The following is a 12,941-nucleotide window of genomic DNA, read 5'->3' as shown; positions in this document are numbered from 1 at the left end:
TTACAGTGAGTCAGATAGATATATGTGGGTCTTTTGCATTACTTATTATCTGGCAGAAACCTGTCTGATCCGGTTGAAAATCGTTGTAAATAAGAATAACAACAAAAAAGAAAACAGGAAGGGAAAGATTATGGATTTTATTGAACTGTTAAAGGTCATTTTCCTTGGGATCGTAGAGGGAATCACAGAATGGCTCCCGATCAGCAGTACCGGACATATGATCCTGGTGGATGAGTTCCTGAAACTGAATGTGACAGAGGATTTTAAGAATCTGTTTTTCGTAGTGATTCAGCTTGGCGCGATCCTCGCGGTTGTAGTTCTCTACTGGAACAAATTGTGGCCGTTTTATATCAGACCAATTTCAAAGAAACAGCAGGCAGTGCTTAACAGGCATGGTGCAGTATCCAGAGGAATTCTTACTTTTGTGGAGAAGTTCTGTGATAAAGAGAAATGGGTACTCTGGTTTAAAATTATAGTAGCCTGTATACCGACGATTGTTATCGCGCTTCCGTTTAATGATGTCATTGAAGAGAAATTTAATAACTATGTAGTAGTTGCCATTGCACTGATTGTATATGGTATCCTCTTCATTGTCATTGAGAATTATAACAAGAGAAGAAGACCAACCTGTACAAATCTGGAAAATCTGTCATTTAAGACTGCATTCATCATCGGTCTGTTCCAGGTACTCTCCGTAGTTCCGGGTACATCCCGTTCAGGTTCCACCATTATCGGAGGTATTCTTGCAGGAACCTCCCGTACAGTAGCAGCAGAATTTACCTTTTTCCTGGGAATCCCGGTCATGTTCGGAGCCAGTCTTCTGAAAATCCTGAAATTCGGTTTTTCTTTCACAGGAACAGAGGTGATGATCCTGATCGTGGGAATGGTAGTGGCATTTGTAGTTTCCATTATCGCGATCAAATTCCTGATGGGATACATAAAGAAACATGACTTTAAGGCATTCGGATGGTACAGAATCGCACTTGGTATTCTGGTGCTTGGATACTTTATCGGAAAAACACTTCTTGGTTGTAAATAATGTATAAGAAAAGCCCTGCTGTATAAGCGGCATGTACGTCATAAGCGTATATCCCGGACAGCAGGGCTTTTTATTATGTTACAGGTTTCTTATATACAGATCATTTCGCCGGTATAAGAGGTATCATAACCTGTCAGATGATGAATCTCAGCTTTGAAATCTTCAGACTGTACAATTTCCACAAGAACAGAGAACCCCGGCTTTCTCACAGATTCCGCAGGAATTGCCAGATACATCTGCATATCAGTCACAGGGACGAAATCAAGTCCCGGAAAGTAACGTGCGATCATTTCTTCTCCAAAAGCAACATTCGCTCTGTGCTCAAAAACAGCAGATGCAGATGACATATCAGAGACAGCTTCATTTCTGTATCCGCTGATTTTTTCAGAAGAGATTCCCCGTTCTTTTAACAGACGGTCCAGATAAACCCTGCGGGCACTTCCCTTTTCACGATTCATAAAAACAACTTTCGGATCCGTCAGGTTCTCCACAGAAGAAATCTTTTCAGGATTTCCGGCCTGTACATAGAAGCCGACAGAGTATTTATATAAAGAAAGAAGTATCAGCGGGATTCCGGGAACCAGGTGACGGATATCATCTATATCCAGACTGGTAGCAGCGATATGTGCCTTTTCGAAATACAGGGAATAAAGTCCGTTATAGTCATTCATATGAGACTGCAGGACAGGAAGGCCATCAGGATGAGCGGACATTTTGCCGAGAAGAAGCTCCAGGGCGGCAGAAGTCTGGCCGCCTAAAATGATACCACTGGAATGAAGCAGATAATCTCTCTTCAGCAGAGAGCTCTCAGGTTCAAAATTAACAGAAGTGTATGGAATATCCTGCCCGCTTTCGGAATTGCCGGAACTGCTTCTGTTAAGATACTGTGTCAACTGATCTTCGCTGACCCTGAGTTGTTTTCCGATTTTGGAAGATTCCAGCTCACCGCGCTTGATAAGTTCATAGACCGTTGTCTTTTTGATCTTTAGACGGTCTGCGACCTCCTGAGCTGTGTAAAGTTTATTCATCAATACCTACCATGACATTAGTAGCCTTGATCACTGCATAAGCATCAGAACCTACTTTCAGGTTTAATTCTTCAACTGCTGCACAGGAGATGGTTGCTGTGATAATGTTTCCACCGCCGATATCAATAGAAACGATGGAGTTTACAGCTCCGTTATTGATACTTACTACTTTCCCTTTTAACTGATTGCGTGCACTTAATTTCATGATAATTACCTCACTGTTTATTATTTTTTTTCTATAGATTTATCGTTACTGTTCACACTCCACTATCCCGCGAGGTGTTTTGGCATGGATATGCCAAAATCCCGAGACATACAAGCCAAAATTCCATTGCCACAGGCAATCTGGAATGAATTTTGGCTGCGTTACTGAGAACGGAGTGAACAGTAACGATTTATCTGATACCCGATCAAAGGCCGGAAAGTTGTTTATGGCAGTAAAAATAAGGCTTTCGACCTTTTATCATTTACATGATAACATATACAAATAAAATTGACAAGAATACAAAAGTTTTGTACAATAGATACAAAAGGAAACAAAACTGAATAAAACAAAACGAAACTAAATGAAAGGCGGTAAAAATATGAGAAAGAAATTAATTGCAGCAATGATGGCAGGAGTACTGAGTGCAGGAATGTTCAGCACAGGAGTTTTCGCAGCGGGTACAGACTTAAAAGGTGAAGTCAACACATTCATCGCAGCAAGCTTAAGCAATGCAATGGAAGAAATCCAGAAAGACTTCAATGAGACATATCCTGATGTTGAAATCCTCTACAATGCAGACAGCTCAGGCACATTACAGACACAGATCGAAGAAGGCGCACGCTGCGATATCTTCTTCTCAGCAGCTGACAAGCAGATGGACGCTCTGGTAGACGAAGATCTGGCTAAGAAAGATACGGTAGAAGATATCCTTGAGAACAAAGTCGTTCTGATCAAACCTAAGGATGGAGAAACAAAAGTTACAGGATTCGAGAACATCACAGATGCGGCCAACATCGCACTTGCAGGTGACAGCGTTCCTGTTGGACAGTATTCCAGAGAAATTTTCGACAATCTTGGAATTACAGATGAAGTAAATAAGATGGAAATCAATGAAGGTAAAAATGTATCTGAAGTTCTTGCTGCAGTAAGTGAAGGAAGTAATGAGATCGGTATCGTTTATGCTACAGATGCAGCTTCCGTTGCAGATAAAGTAGACGTTATCGCAGAAGCTCCGGCAGATGCACTGAAGACACCTGTTCTCTATCCGGTAGGCCTTATCGAAGACAAAGAGGCATCTGAAGATGATACAGCAGCTACAGAAGCATTCCTTGAGTACATCAAATCTGACGACGCTATGAAAGTATTCGAGAAATACGGATTCACAGCATACAAAGCAGATGATGCTTCCGAAACAGATGATAAAGATGCAGAAGCAACAGAAGAAGCAGATGACACAGAAACAAATGCTGAGACAGAGACAACAGAGGAAGCTAAATAAGAATGAGTGAATTTCTGGCAGAAATAAACTGGAGTCCCTTGTGGATTTCATTGAAAACAGGTTTCACAGCGACTGTGATCGCGTTCTTTCTGGGAATATTCTTTGCGAGACTGGTAATGAAGATGAAACCTTTTTCCAGAGGCATACTGGATGGTATTCTGACCATGCCTCTGGTACTTCCCCCGACAGTGGCCGGTTTCATTCTGCTTTTGCTGTTCAGTCTGAGACGTCCGTTCGGGGCATTTCTGCTGGATAATTTTGATATTAAGATCGTACAGACCTGGAAGGGCTGCGTGATCGCAGCATCTGTAATTGCGTTTCCACTGATGTACCGAAATGCACGCGCTGCATTTGAACAGGTGGATGTGAATTTAATCGCAGCAGGCAAGACACTTGGCATGAGTGACAGAAGAATCTTCTGGACAGTTGTCATGCCGACAGCAGGACCCGGAATCGCATCCGGTACAGTCCTTGCCTTTGCCAGAGCAATCGGAGAATACGGTGCTACATCCATGCTCGCAGGAAACATTCTTGGCAAGACCAGAACCGTTTCCGTTGCCATTGCTTCGGAGACTGCGGCAGGAAATTATGGCATGGCCGGTTTCTGGGTAGTTGTGATCTTGATCATTTCATTTGTGATCGTTGCGGCGATCAATATCGTTTCCGGTAAGGGAATGAAGATGGGCAGGTGGATGTAATGGCAGTCAGTGTGGATATTGAGAAGAAACTTCATGGCTTCACTCTGAAAGTAAAGCTGGAGAGTGATGGTTCTCCAATGGGGATCCTTGGAGCATCCGGAAGCGGAAAAAGTATGACTCTGCGCTGTATTGCAGGAATCCAGACACCGGACTCAGGAAGAATTGTTGTAAATGATAAAGTTCTTTTTGATTCAGAAAAGAAAATCAATCTTAAACCGCAGGAGAGGAAGGTCGGCTATCTTTTTCAGAACTATGCACTTTTTCCTACCATGACTGTAGAGAAGAATATCGCATGCGGATACAGAGGAGATAAGAAACATCTTAAGGCAAAAGTGGCAGATTACATAGAGCGCTATCAGCTTAACGGGCTGGAGAAACGTTATCCGGGACAGCTTTCCGGAGGTCAGCAGCAGCGTGTCGCACTGGCACGAATGATGATCGGAGAACCGGAAGTCATCCTTCTGGATGAACCGTTCTCAGCACTGGATGGATATCTGAAAGATATCATGCAGCGTGATATGCAGAACTTTCTTAATGAGTACACAGGTGATATGATTCTGGTCACTCACAGCCGCGATGAGGCTTACAAGTTCTGCGGACATCTGACAATTCTGGACAGCGGTCAGGCACTTACTACAGGAGAAACCAAGAAACTCTTTGAACGACCCGGTATTCTGCAGGCAGCCAAACTGACAGGGTGTAAAAATTTCTCAACTGTACAGAAAATGGGAAAACACAGTATTTATGCAGTGGACTGGGATTTGATGCTGCAGACCAAAGATGTGGTGCCGGATGATGTTACGCATGTGGGAATCCGCGGTCACTGGATGAAAGGTGCATCTGAAGGCGGAGAGAACCACATGGAAGTGGAAGTTATGGAATATATTGAAACGACCTTTGAACATCAGTATTTACTGAAGAACAAGAAAGGTGGAGACTGTCAGCCGGTCTGGTGGATGTGCCCCAAAGGAAATTTTGAGGAAGATCCGCATGCAAAAGTTCCGAAATATATTCATTTTCCGGAAGAGCATCTGATGCTGCTGAAAGAAGCGAAATAGAATATATAAGAAATAATAAAAAGCGTTGTATTTTCAACAGAGATTTCTGGTGAAGATATAACGCTTTTTTAACCGAATCAAGTAAGTCCCTGCGGAGCCAGTTATTCGGTGTAGAATCGCGTAGCCACGTAGCTGTAAGAGTCTGCCGGTTTGATCACGCAGATGGATGTTATCAAATTGTCTGAGAAATCTATGACGGATGATTTTTAGAATATTTTATGTAGTCCACAACCATCATCGCCAGTTTAAATGTTAATGCATCCTCAAATGCACGGATATCCAGTCCGAATTTTCTCTGCAGCTTCTCAAAGCGGTACACCAGAGTATTTCTGTGTACATAAAGCTGTCTGGAGGTCTCGGAGAGATTCAGGTTATTTTCAAAGAAGGTACGGATGGTGATCAGGGTTTCTTCGTCAATAGAATCCAGAGTTTCCTCTTTGAAGATCTCGTCGATAAACATTTCACATATGGAAACAGGAAGCTGGTAGATCAGTCTGCCGATTCCAAGCTGGTTATATCCGAATACATTTTTATCTGCGTAGAAAATCTTGCCTACTTCAAGGGCTGTATGTGCTTCCTTGTATGCGTCTGGAAGCCTGGAAATATCCTCTGCCAGATTACTGTATGCAACCCATGCGGAAGTCATTGCTTCTGTATTTAACATATCTACAAGCATATATGCAATTGATTCCAGATCCTCATAAGTTTCTGTAGACTGTAATTCTCTGATGATGATAATCCCTGTATCATCAATAGCTGTGATGAAATCTCTGGTACGGGCAGAGAAAATATTCCGGATCGTAGCGAGAGCGTTCTCATCCTTGGTCTGTTTGGTTTCCACAAGAAATACGGCACGCTGAACAGAAGTTGCAATGTGCAGTTTCTTGGCGCGGTTAAAGGCATCTACATCGGAATAACTACCAAGGAGAAGATTCTGCATAAAGGTATTCTTGTCGCTTTTCTCTGCATAGGCAGCCAGGAGACTCTGTACCTGGCATACGGCCAGCTCTCCGATGGTAGCAGTACTTTCTGCTTTTCCCCATACGATCAGAATATAGGAGATGGAATGGTTCTCCATGATCTTATACAGGCAGCAGCTTGTATTGGAAACACACAGGGCACTGCTTTGGCGAAATTCTTCCAGTTTTGATTCTGCAGGAAGTTTTTTATCGCAGGTAGAGAGAAAGATATGGTTATCAGAATCCAGCAGACAGAAATCAATCTGGCTGATATTCTTCCAGTCTGTCAGGCATTTCTGTAAAATCTGTTGTATTTTCATTAGGTCAATCCTTTCTTTTGGGGTATGAATCAGCTTATAGCAATCCTTGCAAATTGTCTGATCGAAGTAATCAGGCAGCCAATTCTATATTATAACATAAAAACCCGGGGAAAACTCCCCGGGTTTATTAAAGATTCCTGAAAATTAGTTGCAGATTGTAAGTTCTGTTTCTTTATCAAAGAAATGAGATTTTTCCATATCGAATGCGAATTTGATCGGATCACCGGTCTTAGCTGTTGTACGAGGATCAACTCGTGCTGTAACCTGAGTTCCGTTTACGTCGAAGTATAAGAATACTTCAGCTCCGAGAAGCTCGTAAACTTTAACTACGGATGTCATCGGTGCGCTTGGAGAAGCTTCGATGAACATCTGGGAATCATGGATATCTTCCGGACGGATACCGAGAACAACTGTTTTACCTACATAGCCGCCATCTTTAAGAGCTTTTGCTTTAGCAGCCGGGATAGCCAGTTCATGATCGCCAACTTTAGCGATAAGGTTGCCGCCTTTTTCGGAGATAACAGCGTCAAGGAAGTTCATCTGCGGAGATCCCATGAATCCTGCAACGAATAAGTTGCCTGGTTTCTGATACAGGTTCTGAGGTGTATCTACCTGCTGAACAACACCGTCTTTCATAACAACGATTCTGGTACCAAGAGTCATAGCCTCTGTCTGGTCATGTGTTACATAGATGATTGTAGCACCCAGTCTCTGGTGGATCTTGGAAATCTCGATACGCATCTGTACACGAAGTTTAGCATCCAGGTTGGAAAGAGGCTCATCCATAAGGAATACCTTAGGATTACGTACGATAGCACGTCCCATAGCAACACGCTGTCTCTGACCACCGGAAAGAGCCTTCGGTTTACGATCAAGAAGTTTCTCAAGGTCAAGGATTCTTGCAGCTTCACGAACTGCTTTATCAATCTGGTCTTTCGGAACTTTACGAAGTTTAAGTCCGAATGCCATGTTATCATATACTGTCATATGAGGATACAGAGCGTAGTTCTGGAATACCATTGCGATATCACGGTCTTTAGGCTCTACATCGTTCATAACTTTGTCACCAATCTTTAATGTACCGCCGGAAATTTCTTCCAGACCGGCAATCATACGAAGTGTAGTAGATTTACCACATCCTGAAGGTCCTACGAAAATGATGAATTCTTTATCTTCGATCTCCAGATTGAAATCTTTAACTGCCTGGAAACCATTTGGGTAAGTTTTGTTAATGTGCTGTAATGATAAGCTTGCCATGATTATTATTCCTCCAAAATTATTTCATATTGTTTTTGCTGATTGATTACTCGTTTTTTTCATCTGTAGACAGTATAGCGAAAAGGAGGGGGGATGGCTAGGGAAGAATCGTACAAAGATTTTTTTCGTTTCTTGTCATTCTGACGAAAAGCCGGAATCAGTATTCGGGGATTCCGTCAAACTGTCAAAAGGCATGAGAAAAACGCAGGACAAAATGACGAAATTCTGTCTGCGTTTTTCAAAATTGGAACTATAGCAGTCCTGGTAAACATAGTTCTTTTTACCACCTGTTACACAAAGTGTATACAAGATTATGGTTTGACTGAATCAAGTCAAAAATCTCTGACAATATGAAGGAACGGATGGGAGAATACGGATATCGGGCTAAAATTACAGGTGGATCAGAGAAAGCAAATCATCAGGAAGCATTTTGCGCAAATTCTGTGTTGACCAGTTCTGCATACGGTGTACGTTCCTTCAGTTCTCCTGCGTCTTCCAGGATATCCTGCAGCAGTTCAAATCCATCCTGCCCGAACACCAGATTTTCTTTCCAGGTATCCTGATCGTAATAACGTTTTACGATGGCTGTGATGGTATCCAGATCTGTTTCAGGGAACTGAGGCTCGATGATTTCTGCAATTTCTTCAGGAGTGTGGCTCTGGACAAAATCCATACCTTTTTGCAGAGCATCAGTAAATTTTTGCATGATATCAGGATTTTTTTCCATATAGCTGGTTCTGGCACTGTAGGAGGTGTATGGTACGTAGCCGGAGTCAACGCCCAGGGATGCCACAACATACCCGGCACCTTGCTTTTCAAGAGCAGTAGCAGACGGCTCAAATTCTACGGTGAAATCGGCTGAATCATCTCCGGTAAAGGCAGCAGCAGTAGCGCCGAAGTCAATGCTCTGGTCAATAGACAGATCTTTCTCAGGGTCAAGACCATTCTTTTTCAGGATATACTCAAATACCATTTCCGGCATGCCACCTTTGCGGCCGCCAAGAACTTTCCTGCCCTTCAGATCTTCCCATTTAAAATCCGGCATTTCTTCTCTTGCCACAAGGAAATTTCCGGCTCGCTGGGTAAGCTGCGCAAAATTCACAACAGGATCAGTAGCTCCTTCCTGATAGGCATAGATAGATGCTTCTGCTCCCATAAATCCGATATCTGCCTCACCGGAAATCAGAGCAGTCAGAACTTTATCCGCACCGAATCCAGTTATCAATGTCAGATCCAGACCTTCTTCCGAAAAATATCCCTCTTCGATTGCCACATACTGTGGCGCATAGAAGATTGAGTGTGCGACTTCATTCAACGTAACTTTCGTAAGTTTTTCCTCTCCCCCATCCTTCTCTGCAGCAAAAGCTGTCATCGGCAGCGCAGTCACCGCCAGAATAACTGCTGCCGCTAGTGAAATCCATTTTTTATTTTTCATGCAGATACTCCTTTTGAGACTTCTGCTGTTAGGATATTCCCTCAACTCAAAAATGGTGCATTTTTTCTTGATAATTCATTTATATATTTCTAAAAGTAAAATATAATTGACTTTTATACAAATAAATGATATCTTATAGTCATCAGGGAGGTGAAGCAAGCTTGCCAAAGAATATTGCTATCAAAGTAGCACGAGCACAAAAGGATATGACGCAGAAGGCATTGGCGGAGGCTGCCGGTATTTCGCGGCAGACTATGAATGCAATCGAAAAGGGTGAATACAATCCAACAATCAAGCTATGCCGAAGAATCTGCCGTATCTTGGATAAGAGTCTGGATGATTTATTTTGGGAGGATGACGAGGATGAAGAAAACGAAAAGTAATCTGGATGAATTACAGGAACTGAAACTTCTGAAGATTGAGCACAATGGATGCTGGCTGGCTTTCTGGGGATTGCTGGCTGTAATACTGACCCAGATAGCCATAGGAAATGACAGCAAACAGGATCTTTCCGGAGAATGGATCGTATTTATGTGCCTTGCTTTATATCTTACAGTAGGATGCATAAGAAACGGAATCTGGGACAGAAAGCTGAAACCAAATTTTAAGAACAATATCATGGCCAGTAGCATCGCCGCAGTTGTTATGGGGATTTTGTGGTTTATCATTTCTTATCGGAATTATCACAAACTCGTCGGTTCCATTGCAACTGGAGTTATTATGTTTTTTTCTATAGAGATTTTATGTTTCCTTGCATTAACGCTTACTTCTAAAATTTATAAAAAAAGACTGAAAAAGCTTGAAGATGATTCTGAGGATGAATGATGATACCTGGGGAAAAGCCAGAGGGGACTGTATTTGAGCCATCAAACACCGTCCCCCTTGGTCCTTGGTCAATGTATAAAAATGTCCTTGCCGAATATAATTTAAAACAAAGATGATTTCTGATTGACTTTCTTAGTTATATCAGTTATATTATCTTTAGTGATCAGATTGCAGAAACTTGAGAAGCCTGCGATCGGGGGAGGGTGCCGAGGCCCCTCTCCTTTTTCTTTATCTGGAACATTTTGCAGCGAGGTACATATGAGCAAACCGTTTATTACATATACCGCACAAGTTGAAAAACTGAAAAATGAAAAAAATCTAGTTATTACAGATGATGATTTTGCGGTAGAATCCCTGCAGAATATCAGTTACTATGCATTAATTGGCGGATACAAACATCCTTTTATTGATATTCATACCCGCAAATACATTAATGAAGCATGTTTTGAAGATATAGTTGCTCTTTATGAATTTGATGAAGAGTTACGTGGAATATTCTTTAAATATTTATGTCGCGTAGAAAGAAAAATGCGTTCGTCCATTTCTTATCACTTCTGTAAAAAACATGGAGAACGTCAAGAAGAATATCTCAACTCCAATAATTACGGCAATATTCCCAAAAATAAAAATGGAATTATCAAATTAATCAAAATGCTAGATATGATGGCGAACAAAAACAAGGATCACGAATATCTTGTTTACCAGCGTAACAAATATCATAATATTCCGTTATGGGTGATTATGAATACCCTTACTTTTGGTCAGATATCCAAAATGTTTGAATTTTTACCTCAAAATATGCAGGGAGCAATTTGTCAGGATTTTGGAGATGTCAAGAAAAATGAGATGATAAAATATTTAAAGGTATTAACGCTGTACCGAAATGTATGTGCTCATAACGAAAGATTGTTTTTCTATCACACATATATTGATATTCCAGATACATTGTTACATGAAAAATTAAGCATTTCTAAAAACGGTTCAAAATACATATATGGAAAAAATGACTTGTTTAGTGTAGTCATTACTTTTCGTTATCTACTTCCAAAGACCGATTTTTTACTGTTTAAAAAGCAACTATTGCATATTTTTGACCGATATGAAAAGCAGAATTCAAATTTGAAGTTGAATGATCTTTTTGAATATATGGGATTTCCTAGTAACTGGAAAGAAATAACAAAATTTCGCAAAATATAAGTGGAGATATTAGCAAAAATATTTCCACTTATATTTAAAGCTATTCTATTTTCTGCGATTTCTTCGTACTATTCAACCCATCCACCCAATTACACAAAATCACAATCGTCTCATAATTTACATTGATATATGTACGCCACCTTTGCGGCCGCCAAGGACTTTCCTGCCCTTCAGATCTTCCCATTTAAAATCCGGCATTTCTTCTCTTGCCACAAGGAAATTTCCGGCTCGCTGGGTAAGCTGCGCAAAATTCACAACAGGATCAGTAGCTCCTTCCTGATAGGCATAGATAGATGCTTCTGCTCCCATAAATCCGATATCCGCCTCGCCGGATATGACGGCAGTCATAGTTTTATCTGCCCCAAAGCCAGTTATAAGCGTCATATCAAGCCCCTCATCTTTAAAATATCCCTCTTCGATTGCCACATACTGCGGTGCATAAAAGATGGAATGGGCTACTTCATTTAAGGTAACTTTTGCAAGCTTCGCCTCATCTTTCTTTGCAGCAAACACTCCCAGAGGCAGTGCAGTCACCGCCAGAACGACTGCTGTCGCCAGTGTGATCCATTTTTTATTTTTCATGCAGATACTCCTTTAACAACCGTAGCAAGAATTCCCTCACCTCTATAGGTGATGGGATGAATTGCACATTCGAGCATGTCTGCTCAAATTCATAAAAAATCACAAAAACACTTGTTCTGATACAATAAATATATTATAATAGAAAAAAAGAACAATATGCTCTTGAAAATTGGACGGTCGAAATAAGCAATAAGTGAGTGTACATAATAATTCTCATTCTGTGTTGTTAGCCGATCATGGTTATGAAATATAGCAGAAAGATGCTGGACGATAAAATGTTAGAGAGAGCAAAAGAAATCTTTGAAATATAGCACCTGCTGGAACAATCCATTAGTATATAGAAAGTCAGGGTGAGAAAGATAAACCGGGCAGTAAAAATAAGGATTTATCCCAATAAAGAACAGATAACCCAGATAGAGAAGACAATCGGCTGCAGTCGTTTTCTTTATAACCGGATGCTTGCGGATAAGATCCGTTATTATCAGGAAGAAAAAAAGATGCTGAAAAATACGCCGGCCGGATATAAAAAAGAATATCCATGGCTGAAAGAGGTAGATTCTCTTGCGCTGGCGAATGTACAGTTAAATCTGGAAGGGGCTTTCCGGAAATTTTTCCAGAAACCGGGAGTGGGCTTTCCGCATTATAAATCAAAAAAGCACTTGCGGAAATCTTATACAACAAATATGGTAAATGGGAATATCTGTCTGCAAGGCAGGTTCCTGAAACTGCCAAAGATGCAGCCGATAAAAATAAAACTCCACCGTATGATCCCAGAGGGATGGAAACTGAAAGCGGTGACTGTGAGCAGGGAACCGTCGGGGAAATATTTTGCCAGCCTGCTGTTCGACTGTGAAAACCAAACAGCGGAGAAAAGACAGGCGGAAAAATTCCTGGGGATTGATTTTGCCATGCATGGAATGTGTGTATTTTCCACCGGTGAAAGGGCCGGATATCCCATGTTTTACCGGAATGCGGAGAAAAAACTCGCCCGGGAACAGAGAAAGCTTTCCAGATGTGAAAAGGGCAGCCGTAACTATCAGAAACAGAAGAAAAAGGTTG

The 12,941-nt window shown here is 41.4% G+C and carries 13 protein-coding genes and 1 pseudogene; 8 read left to right on the top strand and 6 right to left on the bottom strand.

The window, feature by feature from the left end:
* Nucleotides 1-130: 130 nt before the first annotated feature.
* On the top strand, nucleotides 131-1,039 hold the full coding sequence (locus LJE11_RS01770; protein ID WP_055057630.1) for an undecaprenyl-diphosphate phosphatase: 909 nt from the start codon (nucleotides 131-133) through the stop codon (nucleotides 1,037-1,039).
* A gap of 89 nt (nucleotides 1,040-1,128) precedes the next feature.
* Here the strand turns inward: LJE11_RS01770 and LJE11_RS01765 are convergent, their stop codons facing one another.
* On the bottom strand, nucleotides 1,129-2,067 hold the full coding sequence (locus LJE11_RS01765) for a substrate-binding domain-containing protein (RefSeq protein ID WP_055059812.1): 939 nt from the start codon (nucleotides 2,065-2,067) through the stop codon (nucleotides 1,129-1,131).
* On the bottom strand, nucleotides 2,060-2,272 hold the full coding sequence (locus LJE11_RS01760; RefSeq protein WP_008706085.1) for a TOBE domain-containing protein: 213 nt from the start codon (nucleotides 2,270-2,272) through the stop codon (nucleotides 2,060-2,062). Before LJE11_RS01760 ends, LJE11_RS01765 begins: the two co-directional genes overlap by 8 nt.
* Before the next feature lie 379 nt (nucleotides 2,273-2,651).
* On the opposite strand from LJE11_RS01760, the gene modA reads away from it, so the two are divergent.
* The 3 genes from modA to LJE11_RS01745 are packed head-to-tail and all read left to right on the top strand — an operon-like array spanning nucleotide 2,652 to nucleotide 5,307.
* The gene (modA, locus tag LJE11_RS01755; RefSeq protein ID WP_020993485.1) at nucleotides 2,652-3,551 is read left to right on the top strand and encodes a molybdate ABC transporter substrate-binding protein; all 900 of its coding nucleotides are present in this window, start codon (nucleotides 2,652-2,654) and stop codon (nucleotides 3,549-3,551) included.
* A gap of 2 nt (nucleotides 3,552-3,553) precedes the next feature.
* Nucleotides 3,554-4,249: a molybdate ABC transporter permease subunit gene (modB, locus tag LJE11_RS01750; RefSeq protein WP_020993484.1), complete on the top strand. Its 696-nt coding sequence runs from the start codon at nucleotides 3,554-3,556 to the stop codon at nucleotides 4,247-4,249.
* Nucleotides 4,249-5,307, top strand: coding sequence for a sulfate/molybdate ABC transporter ATP-binding protein (locus LJE11_RS01745; RefSeq protein WP_227295408.1), 1,059 nt, complete (start codon nucleotides 4,249-4,251; stop codon nucleotides 5,305-5,307). Before modB ends, LJE11_RS01745 begins: the two co-directional genes overlap by 1 nt.
* A gap of 190 nt (nucleotides 5,308-5,497) precedes the next feature.
* Here the strand turns inward: LJE11_RS01745 and LJE11_RS01740 are convergent, their stop codons facing one another.
* From LJE11_RS01740 to LJE11_RS01730, 3 genes are all read right to left on the bottom strand, one after another.
* Nucleotides 5,498-6,586 carry a PucR family transcriptional regulator gene (locus tag LJE11_RS01740; protein ID WP_055059813.1) on the bottom strand — a complete coding sequence of 363 codons (1,089 nt, stop codon included), beginning with the start codon at nucleotides 6,584-6,586 and terminating at the stop codon, nucleotides 5,498-5,500.
* Nucleotides 6,587-6,730: 144 nt separating this feature from the next.
* The gene (locus tag LJE11_RS01735) at nucleotides 6,731-7,843 is read right to left on the bottom strand and encodes an ABC transporter ATP-binding protein (RefSeq protein WP_055059814.1); all 1,113 of its coding nucleotides are present in this window, start codon (nucleotides 7,841-7,843) and stop codon (nucleotides 6,731-6,733) included.
* 418 nt (nucleotides 7,844-8,261) lie between these two features.
* The gene (locus tag LJE11_RS01730) at nucleotides 8,262-9,215 is read right to left on the bottom strand and encodes an ABC transporter substrate-binding protein (protein WP_428845678.1); all 954 of its coding nucleotides are present in this window, start codon (nucleotides 9,213-9,215) and stop codon (nucleotides 8,262-8,264) included.
* 224 nt (nucleotides 9,216-9,439) lie between these two features.
* Between LJE11_RS01730 and LJE11_RS01725 the strand changes: the two genes are divergently transcribed.
* The 3 genes from LJE11_RS01725 (at nucleotide 9,440) to LJE11_RS01715 (ending at nucleotide 11,300) form a co-directional block, all read left to right on the top strand.
* Nucleotides 9,440-9,661 carry a helix-turn-helix transcriptional regulator gene (locus LJE11_RS01725; protein WP_008706078.1) on the top strand — a complete coding sequence of 74 codons (222 nt, stop codon included), beginning with the start codon at nucleotides 9,440-9,442 and terminating at the stop codon, nucleotides 9,659-9,661.
* On the top strand, nucleotides 9,642-10,103 hold the full coding sequence (locus LJE11_RS01720) for a DUF6773 family protein (RefSeq protein ID WP_020993481.1): 462 nt from the start codon (nucleotides 9,642-9,644) through the stop codon (nucleotides 10,101-10,103). Before LJE11_RS01725 ends, LJE11_RS01720 begins: the two co-directional genes overlap by 20 nt.
* Before the next feature lie 168 nt (nucleotides 10,104-10,271).
* Nucleotides 10,272-11,300, top strand: coding sequence for an Abi family protein (locus LJE11_RS01715; RefSeq protein WP_227295406.1), 1,029 nt, complete (start codon nucleotides 10,272-10,274; stop codon nucleotides 11,298-11,300).
* Nucleotides 11,301-11,432: 132 nt separating this feature from the next.
* Here LJE11_RS01715 and LJE11_RS01710 read toward each other — a convergent pair.
* A pseudogene (locus tag LJE11_RS01710) lies at nucleotides 11,433-11,882 on the bottom strand (ABC transporter substrate-binding protein); the annotation flags it as partial.
* Nucleotides 11,883-12,232: 350 nt separating this feature from the next.
* Between LJE11_RS01710 and LJE11_RS01705 the strand changes: the two are divergent.
* Nucleotides 12,233-12,941: transposase (locus tag LJE11_RS01705; protein ID WP_227295404.1), on the top strand; the 709-nt coding region annotated here is incomplete at its 3' end.

The sequence above is a fragment of the Blautia sp. DFI.1.216 genome (genome assembly GCF_020594215.1).
Lineage (GTDB): Bacteria > Bacillota > Clostridia > Lachnospirales > Lachnospiraceae > Blautia_A > Blautia_A wexlerae.
Note: the sequence above shows the minus strand (reverse complement) of the source record. Positions and strands in the feature narration are given on the sequence as shown.